At 69.8% G+C, this 22,582-nt stretch carries 21 protein-coding genes; 10 read left to right on the forward strand and 11 right to left on the reverse strand.

The window, feature by feature from the left end; genetic code table 11:
- From A9X00_RS08550 to A9X00_RS08560, 3 genes are all read left to right on the forward strand, one after another.
- Window positions 1-915, forward strand: a 915-nt coding sequence (locus A9X00_RS08550; protein ID WP_067151905.1) for a sigma 54-interacting transcriptional regulator, incomplete at its 5' end; no start/stop codon positions are given.
- Complete coding sequence (locus tag A9X00_RS08555) at window positions 908-2,893, forward strand: VWA domain-containing protein (protein WP_067151908.1); 1,986 nt, start codon at window positions 908-910, stop codon at window positions 2,891-2,893. The genes A9X00_RS08550 and A9X00_RS08555, both read left to right, overlap by 8 nt.
- A gap of 91 nt (window positions 2,894-2,984) precedes the next feature.
- Window positions 2,985-3,833 (forward strand): aldo/keto reductase, encoded by an 849-nt coding sequence (locus A9X00_RS08560; RefSeq protein WP_067151910.1) that lies wholly within the window; start codon window positions 2,985-2,987, stop codon window positions 3,831-3,833.
- 31 nt (window positions 3,834-3,864) lie between these two features.
- Here A9X00_RS08560 and A9X00_RS08565 read toward each other — a convergent pair whose 3' ends face one another.
- From A9X00_RS08565 to A9X00_RS08595, 7 genes are all read right to left on the reverse strand, one after another.
- Window positions 3,865-4,473, reverse strand: coding sequence for a DUF1707 domain-containing protein (locus A9X00_RS08565; RefSeq protein WP_067151996.1), 609 nt, complete (start codon window positions 4,471-4,473; stop codon window positions 3,865-3,867).
- 115 nt (window positions 4,474-4,588) lie between these two features.
- On the reverse strand, window positions 4,589-5,437 hold the full coding sequence (locus A9X00_RS08570; protein ID WP_067151912.1) for an enoyl-CoA hydratase family protein: 849 nt from the start codon (window positions 5,435-5,437) through the stop codon (window positions 4,589-4,591).
- Window positions 5,437-6,603, reverse strand: coding sequence for an acyl-CoA dehydrogenase family protein (locus A9X00_RS08575; RefSeq protein ID WP_067151915.1), 1,167 nt, complete (start codon window positions 6,601-6,603; stop codon window positions 5,437-5,439). Before A9X00_RS08575 ends, A9X00_RS08570 begins: the two co-directional genes overlap by 1 nt.
- Window positions 6,600-8,579, reverse strand: coding sequence for a biotin carboxylase N-terminal domain-containing protein (locus tag A9X00_RS08580; protein WP_067151918.1), 1,980 nt, complete (start codon window positions 8,577-8,579; stop codon window positions 6,600-6,602). Before A9X00_RS08580 ends, A9X00_RS08575 begins: the two co-directional genes overlap by 4 nt.
- Before the next feature lie 5 nt (window positions 8,580-8,584).
- Window positions 8,585-10,174, reverse strand: a complete 1,590-nt coding sequence (locus tag A9X00_RS08585) for an acyl-CoA carboxylase subunit beta (RefSeq protein ID WP_156772000.1) — start codon at window positions 10,172-10,174, stop codon at window positions 8,585-8,587.
- A gap of 2 nt (window positions 10,175-10,176) precedes the next feature.
- Entirely contained in the window at window positions 10,177-11,325 is a 1,149-nt protein-coding gene (locus tag A9X00_RS08590; protein ID WP_067151931.1) for an acyl-CoA dehydrogenase family protein, read from the reverse strand.
- Window positions 11,322-13,034, reverse strand: coding sequence for an acyclic terpene utilization AtuA family protein (locus tag A9X00_RS08595; protein ID WP_067151934.1), 1,713 nt, complete (start codon window positions 13,032-13,034; stop codon window positions 11,322-11,324). The genes A9X00_RS08590 and A9X00_RS08595 overlap by 4 nt, the downstream gene beginning before the upstream one ends.
- 311 nt (window positions 13,035-13,345) lie before the next feature.
- On the opposite strand from A9X00_RS08595, the gene rpmF reads away from it, so the two are divergent.
- From rpmF to A9X00_RS08620, 5 genes are all read left to right on the forward strand, one after another.
- Entirely contained in the window at window positions 13,346-13,519 is a 174-nt protein-coding gene (rpmF, locus tag A9X00_RS08600; RefSeq protein WP_066942127.1) for a 50S ribosomal protein L32, read from the forward strand.
- 63 nt (window positions 13,520-13,582) lie between these two features.
- Window positions 13,583-14,269: a two-component system response regulator MprA gene (gene mprA, locus A9X00_RS08605; RefSeq protein ID WP_067013606.1), complete on the forward strand. Its 687-nt coding sequence runs from the start codon at window positions 13,583-13,585 to the stop codon at window positions 14,267-14,269.
- Window positions 14,270-14,285: 16 nt separating this feature from the next.
- Window positions 14,286-15,839, forward strand: a complete 1,554-nt coding sequence (locus tag A9X00_RS08610; RefSeq protein ID WP_067151937.1) for a HAMP domain-containing sensor histidine kinase — start codon at window positions 14,286-14,288, stop codon at window positions 15,837-15,839.
- Window positions 15,840-15,928: 89 nt separating this feature from the next.
- Window positions 15,929-17,443, forward strand: coding sequence for a S1C family serine protease (locus tag A9X00_RS08615; protein ID WP_067151940.1), 1,515 nt, complete (start codon window positions 15,929-15,931; stop codon window positions 17,441-17,443).
- Window positions 17,443-18,003 (forward strand): molybdenum cofactor biosynthesis protein B, encoded by a 561-nt coding sequence (locus tag A9X00_RS08620; RefSeq protein ID WP_067151943.1) that lies wholly within the window; start codon window positions 17,443-17,445, stop codon window positions 18,001-18,003. Before A9X00_RS08615 ends, A9X00_RS08620 begins: the two co-directional genes overlap by 1 nt.
- 7 nt (window positions 18,004-18,010) lie before the next feature.
- Here A9X00_RS08620 and mscL read toward each other — a convergent pair whose 3' ends face one another.
- From mscL to A9X00_RS08640, 4 genes are all read right to left on the reverse strand, one after another.
- Window positions 18,011-18,475 carry a large-conductance mechanosensitive channel protein MscL gene (gene mscL / locus A9X00_RS08625; RefSeq protein ID WP_067151997.1) on the reverse strand — a complete coding sequence of 155 codons (465 nt, stop codon included), beginning with the start codon at window positions 18,473-18,475 and terminating at the stop codon, window positions 18,011-18,013.
- 65 nt (window positions 18,476-18,540) lie between these two features.
- Window positions 18,541-19,209: an SAF domain-containing protein gene (locus tag A9X00_RS08630; RefSeq protein ID WP_067151947.1), complete on the reverse strand. Its 669-nt coding sequence runs from the start codon at window positions 19,207-19,209 to the stop codon at window positions 18,541-18,543.
- Between the two features lie 65 nt (window positions 19,210-19,274).
- Window positions 19,275-19,601: an FmdB family zinc ribbon protein gene (locus A9X00_RS08635; protein ID WP_067151950.1), complete on the reverse strand. Its 327-nt coding sequence runs from the start codon at window positions 19,599-19,601 to the stop codon at window positions 19,275-19,277.
- A gap of 74 nt (window positions 19,602-19,675) precedes the next feature.
- Window positions 19,676-20,263, reverse strand: coding sequence for a 5-formyltetrahydrofolate cyclo-ligase (locus A9X00_RS08640; protein ID WP_067151954.1), 588 nt, complete (start codon window positions 20,261-20,263; stop codon window positions 19,676-19,678).
- A 77-nt stretch (window positions 20,264-20,340) separates the two neighbouring features.
- Between A9X00_RS08640 and A9X00_RS08645 the strand changes: the two genes are divergently transcribed.
- A complete protein-coding gene (locus A9X00_RS08645) occupies window positions 20,341-21,252 on the forward strand; it encodes a UTP--glucose-1-phosphate uridylyltransferase (protein WP_067151956.1) in 912 nt (303 codons plus the stop codon).
- Between the two features lie 33 nt (window positions 21,253-21,285).
- Window positions 21,286-22,566 carry a gephyrin-like molybdotransferase Glp gene (gene glp / locus A9X00_RS08650; protein ID WP_067151959.1) on the forward strand — a complete coding sequence of 427 codons (1,281 nt, stop codon included), beginning with the start codon at window positions 21,286-21,288 and terminating at the stop codon, window positions 22,564-22,566.
- Window positions 22,567-22,582 lie beyond the last annotated feature (16 nt).

The following is a 22,582-nucleotide window of genomic DNA, read 5'->3' on the forward strand; positions in this document are numbered from 1 at the left end:
GTCGCCGAGGGCCGCAGCCTCGGTGACCCGGAGACCATCGCCTACGGGCTGATCCCGCGCGCGCACCGCGGCATCGTCGCGGTCAACGAGCTGCCCGACCTGGCTGAGCGCATTCAGGTGTCGATGCTCAACGTCATGGAGGAGCGCGACATCCAGGTCCGCGGCTACACGCTGCGCCTGCCGCTGGACGTGCTGGTGGTCGCCAGCGCCAACCCGGAGGACTACACCAACCGGGGCCGCATCATCACCCCGCTCAAGGACCGGTTCGGCGCCGAGATCCGCACCCACTACCCGCTGGAGCTCGAGGCCGAGGTGGGGGTGATCGTCCAGGAGGCGCACTTGTCCGCGCAGGTGCCCGACTATCTGATGCAGGTGATGGCGCGGTTCGCCCGATACCTGCGCGAGTCCAACTCGATCGACCAGCGATCCGGGGTGTCGGCGCGGTTCGCGATCGCGGCGGCCGAGACCGTTGCGGCCGCCGCCCGGCACCGCGGCGCGGTCCTGGGGGAGACCGACCCGGTGGCCCGGGTGGTCGACCTGGGCACGGTCATCGACGTTCTGCGCGGCAAGCTGGAATTCGAGTCCGGCGAGGAGGGCCGCGAACAGGCCGTGCTGGAGCACCTGTTGCGCCGGGCGACCGCCGACACCGCGGCCCGAGTGCTGGGCGGCATCGACGTCGGCGCGCTGGTGGCCGCGGTCGAGGGCGGCTCGGCGGTCACGACGGGCGAGCGGGTGTCGGCCAAGGACGTGTTGGCCGCGGTGCCGAACCTGCCGGTCGTGGACAAGATCGCGGCCAAGCTGGGCGCCGAATCCGAGGGCGAGCGCGCGGCGGCATTGGAATTGGCGCTCGAGGCGTTGTATCTGGCCAAGCGGATCGACAAGGTGTCCGGGGAGGGCCAAACCGTCTATGGCTAGAGGGCATTCGTCCCGATACTCCGCGTACACCGGCGGCCCCGACCCGCTGGCGCCGCCGGTGGATCTGCGCGAGGCCCTCGAACAGATAGGCCAGGACGTGATGGCCGGCACCTCGCCGCGGCGCGCCCTCTCGGAGTTGTTGCGCCGCGGCACCAAGAACCTTCCCGGCGCCGATCGACTGGCGGCCGAGGCGAACAAGCGCCGACGGGATTTGTTGCGCCGCAACAACTTGGACGGCACCCTGCAGGAGATCAAGAAGCTGCTCGACGAGGCCGTGCTGGCCGAACGCAAGGAGCTGGCCCGCGCACTCGACGACGACGCCCGCTTCGGCGAGCTGCAGCTCGACGCGCTTCCGGCGTCGCCCGCCAAGGCGGTGCAGGAGCTTTCGGACTACGACTGGCGCAGCGGCGAGGCCCGCCAAAAGTACGAGCAGATCAAGGATTTGCTCGGCCGCGAGATGCTGGACCAGCGCTTCGCCGGGATGAAGCAGGCCCTGGAGGGCGCCACCGACGAGGATCGCCAGCGCGTCACCGAGATGCTGGACGACCTGAACGAGCTGCTGGACAAGCACGCCAAAGGCCAGGACACCCAGCAGGACTTCGAAGACTTCATGGACAAGCACGGCGAGTTCTTCCCGGAGAACCCGCGCAACGTCGACGAGCTGCTGGACTCGCTGGCCAAGCGCGCCGCGGCGGCGCAACGCTTCCGCAACAGCCTGAGCCCCGACCAGCGCGCTGAGCTGGACGCGTTGGCGCAGCAGGCATTTGGCTCACCGGCGCTGATGGAGGCGTTGGGAAGGCTCGATTCCCATCTGCAGGCGGCGCGGCCCGGCGAGGACTGGACCGGCTCCGAGCAGTTCTCCGGTGACAATCCGTTCGGCATGGGCGAAGGCACGCAGGCGATCTCGGACATCGCCGAGCTGGAGCAGCTGGCCGAGCAGCTGTCGCAAAGCTACCCGGGCGCCACCATGGACGACGTCGACTTGGACGCGCTGGCCCGCCAGCTCGGCGACGAGGCGGCCATCGATGCGCGCACGCTCGCCGAATTGGAACGCGCCCTGGTCAACCAGGGCTTCCTGGATCGTGGCTCCGACGGCCAGTGGCGACTCTCGCCCAAGGCGATGCGGCGGCTCGGGGAGACGGCGCTGCGCGATGTGGCGCAACAGCTTTCGGGTCGCCACGGCGAGCGCGACCATCGGCGCGCGGGCGCCGCGGGCGAGTTGACCGGTGCGACGCGGCCCTGGCAGTTCGGTGACACCGAGCCGTGGAACATCCCCCGCACGCTGACGAACGCGGTGCTGCGGCGGGCGGGAACCGCGACTGTGCAGGGGCCGGACGGCCCTTCGCTGCGGATCACGGTCGACGACGTCGAGGTGTCCGAGACCGAGACGCGCACGCAGGCCGCCGTGGCGCTGTTGGTCGACACGTCGTTTTCGATGGTGATGGAGAATCGCTGGCTGCCGATGAAGCAGACGGCGCTCGCGCTCAACCACCTGGTGTGCACACGCTTTCGCTCGGATGCCTTGCAGATCATCGCCTTTGGCCGCTACGCGCGCACGGTGACGGCCGCCGAGTTGACCGGCCTGGAGGGCGTCTACGAGCAGGGCACCAACCTGCATCACGCGCTGGCGTTGGCGGGTCGCCACCTGCGCCGGCACCCGAACGCGCAGCCCGTCGTGCTGGTGGTGACCGACGGTGAGCCGACGGCCCATCTGGAGGATTTCAACGGCGACGGTTCGGCGGTGTTTTTCGACTACCCGCCGCATCCGCGGACCATCGCCCACACCGTGCGCGGATTCGACGACATGGCAAGGCTCGGCGCGCAGGTGACGATCTTCCGGCTGGGCGACGACCCGGGGTTGGCACGGTTCATCGACCAGGTCGCGCGGCGCGGCGAGGGCCGCGTCGTGGTGCCCGACGTCGACGGCCTGGGCGCCGCCGTGGTGGGCGACTACCTGCGCTCGCGGCGTCGTCGGTGACCGCGGGGCGCCTGCGGGCGCCGCGGGAATAAGTGCCTCCACGGCCGGGTATATGCACCCGGGTATATGCACAAGGACGAAAGGGAGACGCATGAATAACGTTCCAACGATCAAACTCAACGACGGTGTGCTCATCCCGCAGCTTGGTTTCGGCGTGTTCCAGATCAAGCCGGACGAAACGGCGGCGGCCGTCAAGCGCGCCCTCGACATCGGCTACCGGCACATCGACACCGCGGAAATGTACGGGAACGAAAGGGAAGTCGGCCAAGGCATCCGCGACGCCGGCCTGGACCGCGCCGACGTTTTCGTCACCAGCAAGCTCAACAACGGCTTCCACAAGCCCGACGATGCGCGCCGCGCATTCGACAAAACCCTGAAGGCCCTGGACTCCGACTACGTCGACCTGTTCCTCATCCACTGGCCGCTGCCCACCCTCTACGAGGGCGACTTCGTCTCCACCTGGAAAGTCCTCGAGGAGTTCGCGAAAGACGGACGCGCCCGCAGCATCGGCGTCTCGAACTTCCAAGTCGCCCATCTGGAGCGCCTCGCCGGCGAAACCGACACCGTGCCTTCGGTCAATCAGATCGAGGTCCATCCGTACTTCACCAACGAGCAGGTCCGCACCTACGGGCGCGAGCACGGCATCGTCATCGAGGCGTGGTCGCCGATCGCCCAGGGCAAGGTGCTCGGCGACCCTGTGATCAACCGCATCGCCGACGCGCGCGGCAAGACACCGGCGCAGGTGGTGCTGCGCTGGCACATTCAGCGCGGCGACATCGTCTTCCCGAAATCGGTGACGCCGGAACGGATCAGGGAGAACTTCGAGCTGTTCGACTTCGATCTGGACGGCTCCGACATGGAGGCGATCTCTGCGCTGGACAAGGGGGAGCCGGGCAGGCGGGGACCCAATCCCGATACGTTCGACTACATTCCGGGCTAGCGACGCTCAGAGCGGTTGGGGCGCAACGCGTCTAACGAGGCCGGCGAGCCTTGCGCTTGATGCCCACCCCGCCCCAGAGCGAGAAGCCGCGGATGTTCACCTTGGGCGCGCCGGGCGTGCCCTGGCCCAGCACCGTGTGGTCGAAGCCGCCCATCACGGCGCGGCCGTGGATCTCGACGTTGACCTCGGGCGGCAGCAAGATGTTCTGCGCGCCCATGATCGAGATCGCGTGGATGTCGACCTCGGTGGAGGTGAAGTCGGCGTAACGCAGGTCCACCACCCCGGTGCCCCAAAACGTGAACGTGGTGAGCTTCTTCGGCACGTTCCACCGGCCGCGCCGCTCGAAATTGCTCATCAGTGCGAGCAGTAGCGTCGACGGCGCGGGATTGGGCTTGCCGCCCCGGCGCGGGCTGAGCATCGTGCCCGGCAGGTCGGCCCTGAGCTCGTCGAGTTCCTCGTACGTCGTCGCCGCGTACGCCTTCGTCAGTCGGTCTTCGTAGTCCTTCATCTGCAGGCGGCCTTGCTCGGCCGCATACGCGAGCAACTGCGCGACCTGGATCCGGTCCGTGTCGGCCGCGCGGGACGGTACGTCACGCGCGGCCTGCGTCTCGCCGGCATCACGCTGCGCTGAGTTGCTCATCATCCACGAGCGTACGACGTAGAAGATTTGCTGCAAGGGGGTTGGCTAAACTGCAACGTTCTTCCCAGGTCGAGCCCGGTGCCGGGGGCCTTCTTCCGCAGGTCGCGCGGCCTCGTTAGACGTTTGCCCAACTGGGCGGGCGCTTCTGCAGGAAGGCCAGCATGCCTTCGCGGGCTTCGTCGGATATGAATAGCCGCGCCGATTCCTCGGTGAGTCGTTCGGCGTCGCGGTCGAACCCGTCGAGGATGGCGGCGGTGGTCAGCGCCTTCGACGCGGCGAGGCCCTGCGGCGACCCGCGGCTCACGTCGGCGACGACCTTCGCCACTGCGGCGTCGACGTCGTCGGCCGCGATCGTGACGAGTCCGATCTCGGCGGCCACGGCCGCATCGAACGTCTCGCCGGTCAGGTAGTAACGCGCCGCGGCGCGCGCCGACAGCTTCGGCAGCAGCGTCAGCGAAATGATCGCCGGCGCGACGCCGATCCGGGCCTCGGTCAGTGCGAAGGTGCTGCGCGGGCCGGCGATCACGATGTCGCAGGCGCCGACCAACCCGAAGCCGCCGGCGCGGACGTGCCCGTCGATGGCGCCGACCACCGGCAGCGGCGAGGAGACGATGGCGCGCAGCAGCGCGGTCATTTCCCGGGCCCGCGCCGTGGCCGCATCGAATGCCGATGGTGGCGACCCGTCCCCCAGCTCCGCGGGGGTACCCCCACGCCCGGCTGCGCCGCCCTCGCGATCGCCACGGGGGTCGCCGCCACCCGCCTCGCTCAGGTCCGCCCCGGCGCAAAAGGTGCCCCCGGTGTGGCCCAGCACCACGAGGCGCACCGCCGGATCCGCTGCGGCGTCACGCAGCCCCTGGTGCAACTGACCGACCAGAGCGGTGGAAAGCGCGTTGCGGTTATGCGGCGAATTCAGCGTTAGCCGGGCGACCTGTCCGTCGACCGAATATTCGACGACGGCGTCCATCAGTACGACCGGGGCAGGCCCAACGACGTCTGCGCGACGAAGTTCAGCACCATCTCGCGGCTGATCGGGGCGATCCGTCCGAGCCGGGCCGAGGCGAGCATCGCCGCCACCCCGTACTCCTTCGTCAACCCGTTGCCGCCCATCGACTGCACCGCCTGGTCGACCGAGCGCGTCGACGCCTCGGCCGCGGCATACTTGGCCATGTTCGCGGCCTCGGCCGCGCCCGCGTCGTCGCCGCTGTCGTAGAGCGTCGCCGCCTTCTGCATCATCAGCTTGGCCAGCTCGACCTCAATGTGGCACTGCGCCAACGGATGTGACAGGCCCTGGTGCGCCCCGATCGGCGTCGACCAGACCTGTCGCGACTTGACGTAGTCGACGGCCTTGCTGAGCGCGAACCGGCCCATGCCCACCGAGCTGGCCGCACCCATGATGCGTTCGGGGTTCAGGCCGGCGAAAAGCTGTGCGATGGCCGCGTCTTGGGCTCCGACGAGCGCATCGCCGGGCAGCCGGACGTCGTCGAGGAAGACCTGGAATTGGCGCTCGGGGCTGATCAGCTCCATCTCGATCGGGGTGTAGGTGAAACCTGGCGCGTCGGTCGGCACAACGAACAGCGCCGGGCGCAGCTTGCCGGTTTTGGCCTCCTCCGTCCGGGCCACCACCAGCACCGCCTGCGCCTGGTCGATCCCGGAGATAAAGACCTTCTGGCCCTTGAGGATCCAGTCGCCGCCGTCGCGGCGGGCAGTCGTGGTGATCTTGTGCGAGTTGGAGCCGGCGTCGGGCTCGGTGATCGCGAACGCCATCGTCAGCGAGCCGTCGGCGATGGCGGGGATCCAGCGTTTCTTCTGCTCGTCGGTGCCGAACTTGCTGATGATTGTGCCGTTGATGGCGGGTGACACCACCATCAACAGCAGCGCGCTACCGGCGGCGGCCATCTCCTCCATCACCAGTGACAGCTCGTACATTCCGGCGCCGCCCCCGCCGTACTCCTCGGGCAGGTTCACCCCCAGGAAGCCCAACTTGCCTGCCTCGGCCCACAATTCGCTGGTGTGCTCGTGCGCGCGGGCCTTCTCCAGGTAGTACTCGGCGCCGTAGTTGGACGCCCACTCGGACACCGCCTTGCGCAGCGCCCGGCGTTCCTCGTTTTCAATGAAGCTGCTGTCGGTCACGGTGAATCTCCTTCTGCTTCGGGCGCTTCCACTCTTGCCAGGACGGCGCCCACTTCGACTTGCTGACCGGTTTCGACGTGGAGCTCGGCCAGCACGCCGTCCGACGGCGCGGTGATGGTGTGCTCCATCTTCATCGCCTCCAGCCAGATCAGTGGTTGGCCGGCTGCGACGGTGTCGCCGACGGCGGCGCCTACCCGGATGACGTTGCCGGGCATGGGCGCCACCAGGGAACCCTTTTCGACGGCCGAGCCCGGCTCCGGGAAGCGCGGCAACGCGACCAGGCGGACGGGCCCGCGTGCCGAGTCGACGTACACCTCGTCCCCGTACCGCCGCACCGCGAAGGTGAGCTCCACCCCGTCGTCGGCGAGGATCACCCGATCCGCCGCGGCGGAAATCAGCCGAACGGTCGGGTGGTCGGGCAGCGTCAATCCGGTTCTGGTGAACCGGTATTGGACGTGGTGCTCGGCGTCGCCGTCGTCGCGGTAGGTCTTGACCTGGTAACCGGAAGCCAGGTTGCGCCAGCCGCTGGGCAGCGAGCCGAGGATCCCAGCGGTGGCGCGGTTGTGCGCGGCGTCGGCGAGGGCGGCGGCGACGGCGGACAACCGGATGACCGCGCCGCCGGCCAGCGGCGCGGACAGTTCCGCCAGGCCGTGCGTGTCGAAAAATGCGGTGTCGGTGGCGCCGTCGAGGAACGCCGGGTGGCGCAGGACGTTCACCAGCAGTTCTCGGTTGGTGCGCACGCCGTGCAGGCGGGCCCGGGCCAGCGCGTCGGCGAGCAGCAGCGCGGACTGACGCCGCGTCGGGGCGTAGGAGATGACCTTGGCGAGCATCGGGTCGTAGTGGATCGACACCACCGACCCGTCGACGATCCCCGAGTCCAGCCGGATCCCGGTCCGTTGCCCCAGCGAGCCGAACTCGGCCCGGACGCCCGGCACGTCGATCGCGTGCACCGGTCCGGCCTGCGGCTGCCAGCCGTGCGCGGGGTCCTCGGCGTAGAGCCGGGCCTCGATCGAATGCCCCTGGGCCGCAGGGGGTTCGGCGGGCAGCCGACCCCCGGCGGCGACGTCCAGCTGCAGCTCGACCAGGTCGCACCCGGTGGTCTCCTCGGTGACCGGGTGCTCGACCTGCAGCCGGGTGTTCATCTCGAGGAAGTAGAACTCGCCGTCATCATCGGCGAGGAACTCGACCGTCCCGGCGCCGGTGTAGCCGATCGCGCCGGCGGCAAGCCGGGCCGCGTCGAACAGCTTGGCGCGCATGCCCGGGGTGCGCTCCACCAACGGCGAGGGGGCCTCCTCGATGATCTTCTGGTGGCGGCGCTGAATCGAGCATTCCCGTTCCCCGACCGCCCACACGGTGCCGTGGGTGTCGGCGAGGACCTGGACCTCGACGTGGTGGCCGGTCGGCAGGTAGCGCTCGCAGAACACGGTCGGGTCGCCGAACGCCGACTGCGCCTCGCGCCGGGCCGCCGCGACTTCCCCTGCCAGCGCGGACAATTCGCGCACCACCCGCATGCCGCGTCCGCCGCCGCCCGCCGACGCCTTGACCAGCACCGGCAGCTGAGCGTCGGTGACCGTGTCGGGGTCCAGCTCCTCGAGCACCGGAACGCCAGCGGCGGCCATCAGCTTCTTGGACTCGATCTTGGAGCCCATCGCGCGGACCGCGTCCACCGGCGGACCGACCCACGTCAGGCCCGCGCCCTGCACTGCGGCGGCGAATTCGGCGTTCTCCGAGAGGAATCCGTAGCCGGGGTGGACCGCGTCGGCGCCGGCGGCGCGGGCCGCGGCGACGATCGCCTCGGCGTTCAGGTAGTCGTTGGTGTTGGGCAGCCGCACCCGGGCGTCGGCCTCGGCGACGTGCGGCGAGGCGGCGTCGGGCTCGGTGTAGACGGCGACGGTGCCCAGACCCAGCCGGCGGCAGGTGGCGAACACCCGTCGGGCGATCTCGCCCCGGTTGGCGACCAGCACTCGAGTGACCATGGGGCTCACATCCGGAAGACGCCAAAGTTCGACGTCCCCTTGATCGGGCCATTGGCGATGGCGGACAAACACATTCCCAGCACGGTGCGGGTGTCGCGGGGGTCGATCACGCCGTCGTCGTAGAGCATGCCGGACAGCACCAGCGGCAGCGACTCAGCTTCGATTTGCCCCTCGACGGCGGCCCGCATCGCGGCGTCGGCTTCCTCGTCGACCTGCTGCCCGCGGGCTTCGGCGGCGGCCCGGGCCACGATCGACAGGACGCCGGCGAGTTGGGCGCCGCCCATCACCGCGGATTTGGCGCTGGGCCAGGCGAACAGGAATCGAGGGTCGTACGCGCGGCCGCACATGCCGTAGTGGCCCGCGCCGTACGACGCCCCGATGATCAGCGAGATGTGCGGCACGGTTGAGTTGGACACGGCGTTGATCATCATCGAGCCGTGCTTGATCATCCCACCCTCTTCGTAGTCCTTGCCCACCATGTAGCCGGTGGTGTTGTGCAGGAACAACAATGGCGTGTCCGAGCGGTTGGCCAGCTGGATGAACTGGGTGGCCTTCTGGGACTCCTCGCTGAACAGCACCCCGCGCGCGTTGGCCAAGATCCCGAGCGGGTAGCCGTGCAGCCGGGCCCAGCCGGTCACCAGCGACGACCCGTACATCGGCTTGAACTCGTCGAACTCCGAACCGTCGACGATGCGGGCGATCACCTCGCGCGGGTCGAATGGGATCCGCAGATCGGCGGGCACGACGCCGATCAGTTCCTCGGCGTCGAAGAGTGGCTCGGTGATCGGCCCGGGCTCGGGCCCCTGCTTGACCCAGTTCAGCCGCGACACGATGCGTCGCCCGATCCGGATCGCGTCCAGCTCGTCGACGGCGAAGTAGTCCGCCAACCCCGAAGTGCGGGCGTGCATTTCGGCGCCGCCGAGCGACTCGTCGTCGGACTCTTCCCCGGTGGCCATCTTGACCAGCGGGGGACCGGCGAGGAACACCTTCGAGCGTTCCTTGATCATCACCACGTGGTCGGACATGCCGGGGATGTAGGCCCCGCCCGCGGTGGAGTTGCCGAACACCAGCGCGATGGTCGGGATCCCGGCCGCCGAGAGCCGGGTCAGGTCCCTGAACATCTGCCCGCCGGGGATGAAGATCTCTTTCTGGGTGGGCAGGTCCGCCCCGCCGGACTCCACCAGCGAAATCACCGGCAGCCGGTTCTGGAAGGCGATCTGGTTGGCGCGCAGAATCTTTCGCAGCGTCCACGGGTTGCTGGTGCCGCCCTTGACCGTCGGATCGTTGGCGACGATCAGGCATTCCACACCCGACACCACGCCGATGCCGGTGACCGTGCTGGCGCCGATCTGGAAGGCACTGCCGTACGCGGCCAGCGGGCTGAGCTCCAGGAACGGGGAGTCCGGGTCGACGAGCAGCTCGATGCGCTCCCGGGCGGTCAGCTTGCCGCGGGCGTGGTGACGCTCGACGTACTTGGGGCCGCCGCCGGCCAGCGCCTTGGCCAGCTCGGCGTCGATCTCCTCGAGTCGTGACGTGGCCGTCGACGCGGCGTCGAGGTAGGCGGCCGACGCGGGATCGAGGGTGGAGGTCAGCACCGTCACGATTGGTACCCCAGTGTCTTGGCGGCAAGCGCGGTCAGGATTTCGGTGGTTCCGCCGCCGATGCCCAGGATCCGCATGTCCCGGTATTGGCGCTCGACTTCGGATTCGGCCATGTAGCCCATGCCGCCGAACAGCTGCACGGCCTGGTTGGCGACCCATTCGCCAGCCTCGACGGCGGTGTTCTTGGCGAAGCACACCGGCGCGATCAGGTTGGTCTCACCGGCGAGCTGGCGCTCGACCACGTTGCGCGCATACACCCGCGCGACGTCGATGCGGCGCGCCATCTCGGCCAGCGTGTTCTGCACCGACTGCCGCGAGATCAGCGGCCGGCCGAACGTCTCGCGGTCGCGGCACCAGGCCACCGTGATGTCCAGGCACCGCTGCGCGCTCGAATAGGCCTGCGCGGCAAGGCCGATCCGCTCGGACACGAACGCCTGGGCGATCTGGGCGAATCCGCTGTTCGGGGCGCCGACCAGGTTGGCCGCCGGCACCCGCACGTCGGTATACGACAGCTCGGCGGTGTCGGAGGACCGCCAGCCCATCTTGTCCAGCTTGCGAGTCACCTCGAAGCCGGGCGTTCCCTTCTCCACCACCAGCAGCGAAACCCCCGCGGCGCCAGGGCCTCCGGTGCGCACCGCGGTCACGACGTAGTCGGCGCGAACCCCGGAGGTGATGTAGGTCTTCGCCCCGTTGACGACGTAATGGTCACCGTCGCGCACGGCGCTGGTCCGCAGGTGTCCGACGTCCGAACCGCCGCCGGGCTCGGTGATGGCCAGCGAACCGATCTTCTCGCCGGCCAACGTGGGCCGGACGAACTCGTCGATCTGGCGCCGATCACCCGACGCGATCATGTGCGGCACCGCGATGCCCGAGGTGAACAGCGACGCGAAGACGCCGCCGGGGGCACCGGCCTGGTGCACTTCCTCGCAGATGACCACCGCGTCGGCGCCGTCGCCGCCACCGCCGCCGACCGATTCGGGAAAGCTCGCGCCCAGCAGCCCGGCCGCCCCGGCCCGGCGGTGCAGGTCACGCGGCAGCTCGCCGGTGCGCTCCCACTCGTCGGCGTGCGGCAGGATCTCGCGTTCGGTGAAGGAGCGCACCGTCTTTCGCAGCTGTTCGCGCTCGGGGGTGGTCCAGATACTCATAGCAGGCGCTCCGGGATGTCGAGGTAGCGGCCGCGCAGCCATTCGCCCAGCCCCTTGGCCTGCGGATCGAATCGCGCGTTGTAGGCGACACCCTGGCCGAGGATGCCGTCGATGACGAAGTTCACCGCGCGCAGGTTCGGCAGCACGTGTCGGGTGACGTCGAAGTCGGCCGCCTCGGGCAGCAGCTCCTTGAGCTTCTCGACGGTCAGGGTGTTGGCCAGCCAACGCCATTGGTCGTCGGTGCGCACCCAGACGCCGACGTTGGCCGAGCCGCCCTTGTCGCCGCTGCGGGCCCCCGCGATGCGGCCCAGCGGCGCCCGGCGGACCGGGCCGGCCGGCAGCGGCTCCGGCAACGACGGGGGATCGGCGGGTGCCAGCTCCAAAGTATCTGTGGCGCAAGGAATGTCGACGCGGGTGCCGTCGGCGTGCACCGCGATGTGGCCGACCTCCTTGGCGTCGACGTAGCCCGGCGTGAACACGCCGTACACCTGACCGTCGCCCGGCGGGGCCGTCACGTGAAAGCCGGGGTAGCTGGCCAGGGCAAGTTCCACTGCGGCGGAGGAGAACTGGCGCCCCACGTTGGCGGGGTCGGGGTCGCGGACCACGCAGTGCAGCAGGGCGCTGGCGGCCTCCTCGGTGTCGGCGTCGGGTTGGTCGGTGCGGGCGAGGGTCCACTGGAGTTCCGCGGGCTTGACCGTCAATGCGGCCTCGAGCTGCCGGCGCATCAGCTCGGCCTTGGCCTCGATGTCCAGGCCGGTCAGCACGAACGTCATGGCGTTGCGGAACCCGCCGATGCTGTTCAGCGAGACCTTCAGCGTGGGCGGCGGCGGCTCGCCGCGCACGCCGCTTATCCGCACCCGGTCCGGGCCGTCCGCGGTCAGCTCGACGGTGTCCATCCGGGCGGTGACATCGGGGTTGGCGTAGCGGGCGCCGGTGATCTCGTAAAGCAACTGTGCGGTGACGGTGTCGACGCTGACCAGGCCGCCGGTGCCGGGATGCTTGGTGATGACCGAGGAGCCGTCGGTGTGCACCTCGGCGAGCGGGAAGCCGGCGTGGGTCAGGTCGGCGATCTCGGTGAAGAAGGAGTAGTTGCCGCCGGTGGCCTGGACGCCGCATTCGATGACGTGGCCGGCGACCACCGCGCCCGCGAGTCGGTCGTAGTCGGTGGGGCGCCACCCGAAGTGCGCCGCCGCCGCCCCGACGATGACCGAGGCGTCGGTGACGCGTCCGGTGACGACGACGTCGGCGCCGTCGTTCAGGCAGTCGACGATCCCCCACGCGCCGAGGTAGGCGTTGGCGGTCAGCGGCGCGCCCAGCCCCAGCTCCGCCGCCCGGGCCAACAGGTCGTCGCCCTCCACGTGCGCGATGCGGGCCGGGACGCCCAGCCGCTCGGCGAGCGCGCGGATCGCGTCGGCCAGCCCGGCGGGGTTGAGGCCGCCGGCGTTGGCGACGATGCGCACCCCGCGGTCGTGGGCCTCGCCCAGGCAGTCCTCGAGCTGGGTCAGGAAGGTCTTGGCGTAGCCGCGCTCCGGGTGCTTCATCCGGTCGCGGCCCAGGATCAGCATGGTCAGTTCGGCCAGGTAGTCGCCGGTGAGGTAGTCCACCTCCCCGCCGGTGAGCATCTCGCGCATGGCCGAAAGCCGGTCGCCGTAGAAGCCCGAACAGTTCGCGATGCGGACAGCGCCGGAACCACCGGAACCAGAGGCCATGCGCGTCCTCCATTCGTGGGCATACCGGTGACCGCGAACCAACCAACCAACCGGTAGGTTAGCGGGTACCGCCGGTGCCGCGTCAAGGTGCCCGCCCGCCCCTCCTGCCGCGACACTTACCTGACGCACACGACACGCCGGCGCGGACGCACTGGCTTAAGTGTCGCGGCGGGCCGACCGTGCGGCGGGCGCCGTTTTGGCGACCAGCAGGCCACCGACTATCCTGATAGGCAATCGTCGCACGTTCGGCCCCACCGGCCACGCCCCGCGACAATGCCCCATCAAGCCCGAACGAGGAGTTAGGCCCGACCATGGCCACACCCAAGCGCAGGATGTCGCGCGCGAATACCCGAAGCCGGCGCTCGCAGTGGAAGGCCACGAAGACCGAACTCGTCGGCGTGAACGTCGCAGGCCAGAAGCACAAGGTGCCCCGCCGGCTGCTCAAGGCGGCCCGCCTCGGTCTCATCGATCTCGACAAGCGCTAATCTCGGCAAATACCCGGCGCGCCTCTCAGCCCGCTCTCAGGCGCTAGGACGAAACTAGTGGCCGTGCGCATACTTGTCGTCGACGACGATCGCGCGGTGCGCGAGTCGCTGCGCAGGTCGCTTTCGTTTAATGGCTATTCGGTAGAGCTCGCCCACGACGGGGTCGAGGCTCTCGACATGATCGCCAGCGATCGGCCCGACGCCCTCGTCCTGGATGTGATGATGCCGCGGCTGGACGGCCTCGAGGTGTGCCGTCAGCTCCGCAGCACGGGCGACGACCTGCCGATCCTGGTGCTCACCGCCCGCGATTCGGTTTCCGAGCGGGTCGCGGGCCTGGACGCCGGCGCCGACGATTACCTGCCGAAGCCGTTCGCGCTCGAAGAGCTGCTGGCCCGGATGCGGGCGCTGCTGCGGCGCACCAAGCCCGACGATGCCGCCGAGTCGGTGGCCATGACGTTCTCCGACCTGAGCCTGGACCCGGTGACCCGCGAGGTTACCCGCGGGCAGCGCTGCATCAGCCTGACCCGCACCGAGTTTGCGTTGCTGGAAATGTTGATCGCCAACCCGCGCCGGGTGCTCACCCGCAGCCGCATCCTCGAGGAGGTCTGGGGATTCGACTTTCCCACCTCGGGCAACGCGTTGGAGGTGTATGTCGGCTACCTGCGCCGCAAAACCGAGGCCGACGGTGAGCCGCGCCTGATCCACACCGTCCGAGGGGTGGGATACGTCCTTCGGGAGACGCCACCGTGATGAGCCAGCGCCAACGATGATCCGGCTCCGTCGGCGCCGGCGCGCACCGCTGCGGCCCACCAGCTCGTTGTCGCTGCGGTGGCGGGTGATGCTGCTGGCGATGTCGATGGTCGCGATGGTCGTGGTGCTGATGTCGTTCGCCGTGTACGCGGTGGTGTCGGCCGCGCTCTACAACGACATCGACAACCAATTGCAGAGCCGCGCACAGCTGTTGATCGCCAGCGGTTCGCTGGCCGCCGACCCGGGCAAGGCCATCGAGGGCACCGCGTATTCGGACGTCAACGCCATGCTGGTGAACCCGGGCCGCTCGATCTACACGGCCAATCAGCCGGGCCAGATCCTGCCCGTCGGAACCGCCGAGAAGGCGGTGATCAACGGCGAGCTGTTCATGTCCCGTCGCACCGCCTCGGACCAGCGAATTCTGGCCATCCACCTGCCCAACGGCAGTTCACTGCTGATCTCCAAGAGCCTCAAGCCCACCGAGGCAGTCATGACCAAGCTGCGCTGGGTGCTGCTGATGGTCGGCGGCGTCGGCGCCGCGGTCGCGGCGGTGGCCGGGGGCATGGTCACCCGGGCGGGGCTGCGTCCGGTGGGCCGGCTGACCGAAGCCGCCGAGCGGGTGGCCCGCACCGACGACCTGCGGCCCATCCCGGTGTTCGGCAGCGACGAATTGGCAAGGCTCACAGAGGCTTTCAACCTGATGCTGCGGGCGCTGGCCGAATCGCGGGAGCGGCAGGCGCGGCTGGTCACCGACGCCGGACATGAATTGCGCACGCCGCTGACCTCGCTGCGCACCAACGTCGAACTGCTGATGGCCTCGATGGAACCGGGGGCGCCGCGGCTGCCCGAGCAGGAGATGGTCGGCCTGCGCGCGGACGTGCTCGCGCAGATCGAGGAACTGTCCACCCTGGTGGGTGATTTGGTCGACCTCACCCGCGACGACGCCAGTCAGATCGTGCACGAGACCGTCGACATGTCCGAGGTGATCGATCGCAGCCTCGAGCGAGTCAGGCGGCGGCGCAACGACATTCACTTCGACGTCGAGGCGATTGGCTGGCAGGTGTACGGCGATGCGGCGGGGCTCTCGCGCGCGGTGCTCAACCTGATGGACAACGCGGCCAAGTGGAGCCCCTCCGGCGGGCGCGTCGGCATCAGGCTGCGGCAACTCGACCCGACGCACGCCGAGCTGGTGGTTTCCGACGAGGGCCCGGGCATCCCGGTGCACGAGCGCCGCCTGGTGTTCGAGCGCTTCTACCGGTCGACGACGGCGCGGGCGATGCCGGGCTCGGGGCTGGGGCTGGCGATCGTCAAAAAGGTGGTGCAGAGCCACGGGGGGTTGCTGCGCGTCGAGGACACCGTGCCGGGAGGCCAGCCGCCGGGCACGTCCATCTATGTGCTGCTTCCGGGCCGTCCGGCGCCGGTTTCCGGATACCCGCCGGCCGAGGCCGACACTAAGCTTCTTACTGCCGAAGCCGAGACAGGACCGGTCGTGGTCGCGCGCAGCGCGGAGAACTCTCGGGATTCGGCGAACGTTATCTCAGTGGACTCTCAGTCCGCGCGGGCAAGGTAGGTCTGCGGCTAGGGTTGGAATCTAGCCACGTCGAGCCGACGAGCCCGAACGCCGATAACGCCGAGATAGAGGAAGAGCGACGTAGCGACATGACGAATGACCCGAGGTATTCGCCACCGCCGCAGCAGCCGGGATACCGTACGGGGCCTAATCAGCCTGTGCCGCCCGCCTATGCCCAGGGGCAGCAGCCGTACAACCAGCAGTTCGACTGGCGCTATCAGCCGCCCCAGCCTGCCCAGCCGTCGTCGCAGCCGACCGCGCAGTACCGGCGGCCCTACGAGCCGTTCACCGGCACCGGGCCGGGCCGGATCCCCGGCGGCACCGGGCCGGTTCCGCTGACCGGGGGCACCGGACCGGGCCCGATACCCGGCGGCACCGCGGCGGGTCACATTCCGCCCGGCACGGGTACGGGACCGATACACATGCTGCCGCACATGCCTCCGGGGCCCGCGCCGGTTCCCCAGAAGCGTTCGCGCGCAGGCCTTTTGACCGCGGGCGCGTTGGCGATCGCGGTGGTCTCGGCCGGCATCGGCGGCGCCGCGGCGACGGCCGTCGAGCTCGGCACGCACTCCACCGCCGGCAACGGCCGCGGCATCATCCCGGGCGCGGCGCCCAGCGTTCCGGCCGCGAACATGCCGCCGGGCACCGTCGAACAGGTCGCCGCCAAGGTGGTGCCCAGCGTCGTCATGTTGGAGACCGACATGGGCCGCCAGTCCGAGGAGGGCTCCGGCGTCATACTGTCGGCCGACGGGCTGATCCTGACCAACAACCACGTGGTCGCGGCCGCGGTCAAGCCGGGCGGTCCGGGTGGACCGCCGGGTGCGCCTCCCGGCGCCCCGCCACCGAAAACGACCGTGACCTTCTCCGACGGCCGCACCGCGCCGTTCTCGGTGGTCGGCGCCGACCCCACCAGCGACATCGCCGTGATCCGGGTACAGGGCGTGTCGAACCTCACCCCGATCACGATGGGTTCCTCGTCGGACCTGCGGGTCGGCCAGCCGGTGGTGGCGATCGGGTCGCCGCTGGGCCTGTCGGGCACCGTGACCACCGGCATCATCAGCGCGATGAACCGGCCGGTCTCCACGACCGGCGAGTCGGGCAACCAGAACACCGTGCTGGACGCGATTCAGACCGACGCCGCGATCAACCCGGGTAACTCCGGGGGCGCGCTGGTGAACATGAGCGGCCAGCTGGTCGGCGTCAACTCGGCCATCGCCACCCTGGGCGCCGATTCGCCCGACTCCCAGAGCGGGTCGATCGGCCTCGGCTTCGCGATCCCGGTCGACCAGGCCAAGCGCATCGCCGACGAGTTGATCGCGACCGGCAAGGCGACACACGCCTCGCTGGGCGTGCAGGTGACCAGCGACAAGGGCACCCCGGGCGCCAAGGTCGTCGACGTCATCGCGAACGGCGCGGCGGCGACGGCCGGCGTGCCCAAGGGTGTGGTCGTCACCAAGGTCGACGACCGCCCGATCAACAGCGCCGACGCGTTGGTCGCCGCCGTGCGCTCAAAGGCGCCGGGCGACAAGGTATCGCTGACGTTTCAGGATCCCGGCGGCGGCAGCCGCACCGTGCAAGTCACCCTCGGCAAGGCGGATCAGTAATGAGAGTGGATGAGCCCTCGGCGGCCGGGTTGTCGGAGATCGGATATACGGTTGCACCCATGGAAACGGGTGCGGAGTTGGTAGTCGGCCGGGCTCTGGTCGTGGTGGTCGACGACCGCACCGCCCACGGGGACGAGGAGGACCACAGCGGGCCGCTGGTCACCGAGCTGCTCACCGAGGCGGGGTTCGTCGTCGACGGCGTCGTGGCGGTCGCGGCCGACGAGGTCGAGATCCGCAACGCGCTGAACACCGCGGTGATCGGCGGGGTGGACCTGGTGGTCTCGGTCGGCGGGACCGGCGTCACCCCACGGGATGTCACGCCCGAGGCCACCCGCGAGATCCTGGACCGCGAAATCCTGGGGATCGCCGAGGCCATCCGCGCCTCGGGGCTGTCCGCGGGCATCACCGACGCCGGGTTGTCCCGGGGCCTGGCCGGAGTGTCGGGCAGCACACTCGTGGTCAACCTCGCCGGTTCCCGGTATGCGGTGCGGGACGGGATGGCGACGCTGAATCCGCTCGCCGCCCAGATCATCGGCCAGCTGTCGAGCCTCGAGATCTAACCGCGGGTCACCGCGATTCGGCCTGCGCGCGCGGGCCGTATTCCGGCGGGGGTGTCGTGGCCGCCGAGCCCCCGTGCCGACCGGACGACGAGTCGCCATTGGTTCGCGCCAGCAGGTCGCGGATCTCGGTGAGCAGGAGGACCTGCGCGTCGTCCGCCTGCTCGACCTCGCCGCGCTTGAGCAGCGTGTTGTAGGGCAGCACGACGAAGAAGTACACGACGGCCGCGATCAGGACGAAGTTGATCGCGGCGGACAGCAGGATGTTCAGGTCGATCGTCTGGCCGCCGCCGATGCCGATCTTGAGGGCGCCGACGTTGGACTGCTGATTGACCCCGACCCGATTGATCAGCGGGGTGATGATGCTGTCGGTGAACTTGGTGACCAATCCAGTGAAGGCAGTACCGATGACGACCGCGACGGCCAGGTCGACGATATTGCCCCGCGAGAGAAACTCCTTGAACCCCTTGAGCATGAGGACGCCCTTTCTGGTCGGGACCGAGTTGGCCATCGGTCACGCGCCGAACAGCGGCCAGATACTCAATGCAGGGTGAGCGTCACGGTCTGCCCCAGCGTCGAGCCTGCCACCGTGTTCGCCACGCGAGCCGGCAGCGCAACCAACATTACGCGGTCGGCGTCGCCGGCCTGGGCCTTCTGCTTGGCCGACACGAGGACGACGACGGCGTCGGTGGCCACCACCCTGCTGGGCGGCGGACCGGCCGCGGGCGAGTCGGTGGCCGGGGCGGCCAGCACGTCCACGACGTCGCCGACCCGAACCAGGTCGAGCAGGGCGCCGTCGGCCAGGTGCAGCGGCACGATGCGGGCGCCGGGTCCGGCCGTCACCTCGGCCAGCCGGCTGCCGAGCAGCCGGACATCGGTGAGCACCTCACCGCGTCGGGCTGGGCCGGCCAGCGTCGAACCGATCACCGCGGCGAGGTCCGCCTTCGATCCGTCGGGAACCGTTGTGGCCAAACGCTTTTCGAGCTGAACGTCATCGGTGGTCAATGCGGCGCCCGGAGCCAGGTCGCGCGCCGCCACCACCACCTCGGCGTAATCGCCGTCGGGATTGGATCGCAGCGCCGCGACGCCGGCCAGCACGACGAGCCCGCCCGCGGCCACCCGCCGAGCCAACACGGTGCGCGTCCAGTCGGGGCGCAACGACTCCGACAGGCGCCTGAACATGCTTGGGTTCAGCGATGATTCGCCCACGCGGCAACGGTAGGCGTGGGCGAGCGCCGGCGGTGCCGGAAGATGATGGCGCTGTGGATAACCGGTTAGGTCGAGGCGCCCGCGGTGGCCGGCGTGGCGCTGCTGGACGACTTCTCGCTCGACGTGCTCTTGTCGGACCCGCTCTTCTCGCTCGAGCCCGAACTCGGCGCCGCCTCGCTGGAGCCGTTGGACGAGCCATTCGACTTCTTGCGGTCCTCGCGGCTGTCGGTGCGGTAAAACCCGCTGCCCTTGAACACGACGCCGACGGAATTGAACAACTTGCGCAGCCGACCCGAGCACTTCTCGCACGTGGTCAGCGCGTCGTCGGTGAAGGCCTGCACGACGTCGAAGCGGTCGTCGCACTGGGTGCACGCGTAGCTGTAAGTCGGCACGAAAACCTCCGATGATGACGGACTTGGATTAGCACTCTACCGTGTCAAGTGCTAGAACCGCCACGTGATCGCGATCATTCCCGAAGCGCGATCAGGCCCCGCTCCGGGGTCAGCACGTGGGTCATCGGCACGTCGTGCGGTTCAGCGGGCAGCTCGTCGACGAATTCGGCGTCGCGCACCGTCGCGATCAGGCGTGCCTGCGGGTTCCGCAGGCCCAGCGAGCGGTCGTAAAAGCCGCGGCCCCGGCCCAGTCGCACGCCGCGACGGTCGACCGCCAGCGCCGGCACGATCACCAGGGTCGCCTCCGCCAGGGCCGATGCGGGGAGCAGCGGCTCGGGCGGCTCCAGCAGCCCCCACGGCCCCGGGACCAGCGCACCCGGCCGGTATTCACCCCACCGCAGCGGCAACGGCGCCTTGTCGGAGCCGGTGCGCGCGACCGGCAACAGCACCCGCGCCGACCGGCGCAGCACTACCTCGAGCAGCTCGATCGACCCCGGCTCGGTGCCCACCGGCACGTACGCGCAGACCGTGGTCCCGCCGTCGACCGCCGGCTCCACGTGCGCACACAGCGCGCGGGCCTCGGCGGCGCGCACGTCGTCGGCAACGCACCGCCGGGCCGCCAGCAGGCGTTCGCGCAACGCGGCCTTGCTTGCGGTCGGCATGCCCTCAACCATGACAGGCCGGTGTTTCGCGCCGCCACAGCGCGGTGGCGTGCCGCATGGGGGTTATGGTTTGAACAATGTCACGCCCGGATGTTCCGATCCCCTTCACGGCGATCGTCCCTGCGGCCGGCCTGGGTACGCGATTTTTGCCTGCGACAAAGACGGTGCCCAAGGAGCTGCTGCCCGTCGTCGACACTCCCGGCATCGAGCTGGTCGCCGAGGAGGCGGCCGCGGCCGGGGCGGAACGCCTGGTGATCATCACCTCCGAGGGCAAGGACGGCGTCGTCGCGCACTTCGTCGAGGACCTGGTGCTGGAGGGGACGCTCGAGGCGCGCGGCAAGAAGGCCATGCTCGACAAGGTGCGCCGGGCACCCCAGCTGATCAAGGTTGAGTCCGTGGTGCAGGCCGAGCCGCTCGGGCTGGGGCACGCCATCAGCTGCGTGGAGCCGACGCTGGCGGCCGACGAGGACGCCGTCATGGTGCTGCTGCCCGACGACCTGGTGCTGCCGACCGGCGTCCTGGAGACGATGGCCAAGGTGCGGGCCGACCAGGGCGGCACGGTGCTGTGCGCGATCGAGGTGACCCCCGAGGAGATCAGCTCCTACGGCGTTTTCGACGTCGAACCCGTTGCGGGCGGCGACAATCCGGACGTCCTGCGCGTCAGGGGCATGGTCGAGAAGCCCAAGGCCGAAGACGCGCCGTCGATGTATGCGGCGGCGGGCCGGTACGTGCTCGACCGCGCCGTGTTCGACGCGCTGCACCGCATCGACCGCGGCGCCGGAAACGAGGTGCAGCTCACCGACGCGATCGCGCTGCTGATCAAGGAGGGCCACCCGGTGCATGTCGTCGTCCACCGCGGATCCCGACACGACTTGGGAAATCCCGGCGGCTACCTGAAGGCTGCGGTTGACTTTGCATTGGATCGTGACGACTATGGCCCGGATTTGCGGCGATGGTTGGTGGCGCGGTTAGGCCTGACCGAGCAATAGCCGGGCGCCCGCCAAGGTCAGGAAGAGGCGCTCGTGCGTTCTGTTGAGGAGCAGCAGGCCCGGATAACGGCCGCCGCGGTGGCCCCGCGGCCGATACGGGTCGCCATTGCCGAGGCCCAGGGTTTGATGTGCGCCGAGGAAGTGGTGACCGAGCGGCCCATGCCCGGATTCGACCAGGCCGCCATCGACGGCTACGCCGTGCGCAGCGTCGACGTGCTGGGCGTCGGGGAGGTGGGCGCCGAAAGCCTCGGCGGGCCCTCGGACGACGAGGACCTGCGCGACGGGCTGGTGTTGCCGGTGATGGGAACCATCCAGGCCGGCTCGCGCACGCCCAGCCGGCTGCAGCCGCGGCAGGCGGTCCGGGTCCAGACCGGGGCCCCGCTGCCCACCCTGGCCGACGCCGTCCTGCCGGTGCGCTGGACCGACGGCGGGACGTCGCACGTGCGGATCCTGCGCGGGGCGCCGTCGGGCGCCTACGTGCGCCGCGGCGGCGACGACGTCCAGCCCGGCGACGTCGCCGTGCGCGCCGGCACCATCGTCGGCGCCGCCCAGGTCGGCCTGCTGGCGGCCGTCGGACGCGAACGGGTGCTGGTGCATCCGCGCCCGCGCCTGTCGGTCATCGCCGTCGGCGGCGAGCTGGTGGACATCTCGCGCACCCCGGGCAGCGGGCAGGTCTACGACGTCAACTCCTATGCGCTGGCGGCGGCCGCCCGCGACGCCGGCGCCGAGGTCAACCGCGTCGGCATCGTCAGCAACGACCCCAAGGAGCTGCGCGAGGTCGTCGAGGGCCAGATCAATCGCTCCGAGGTCGTGGTGATCGCCGGCGCGGTCGGGGGCGCGGCCAACGAGTCGGTGCGGCTGGCGCTGTCCGAGCTCGGCGAGATGGAGGTGGTCCGGGTGGCCATGCACCCGGGGTCCGTCCAGGGCTTCGGGCAGCTGGGCCGCGAGGGCGTTCCGACGTTCCTGCTGCCGGCCAACCCCGTCAGCGCGCTGGTAGTCTTCGAGGTGATGGTCCGGCCGCTGATACGGCTGTCGCTGGGCAAGCGCCAGCCGATGCGCCGCATCGTGCAGGCCCGCGCCCTGTCGCCGATCACATCGGTCGCTGGGCGCAAGGGATACCTTCGCGGACAGTTGATGCGTGACCAGGACAGCGGTGAGTATTTGGTGCAGGCGCTGGGCGGGGCCCCGGGGTCGTCGTCGCACCTGTTGGCCACCCTCGCCGAGGCGAACTGCTTGGTCGTGGTTCCCAGCGGCGCCGAGCAGATCCGCACCGGCGAGATCGTCGACGTCGCGTTCCTGGCCCAGCGCGGCTAGGCCAAGCTACTGCACA

The organism is Mycobacterium sp. 1245805.9 (assembly GCF_001672915.1).
Taxonomy (GTDB): domain Bacteria; phylum Actinomycetota; class Actinomycetes; order Mycobacteriales; family Mycobacteriaceae; genus Mycobacterium.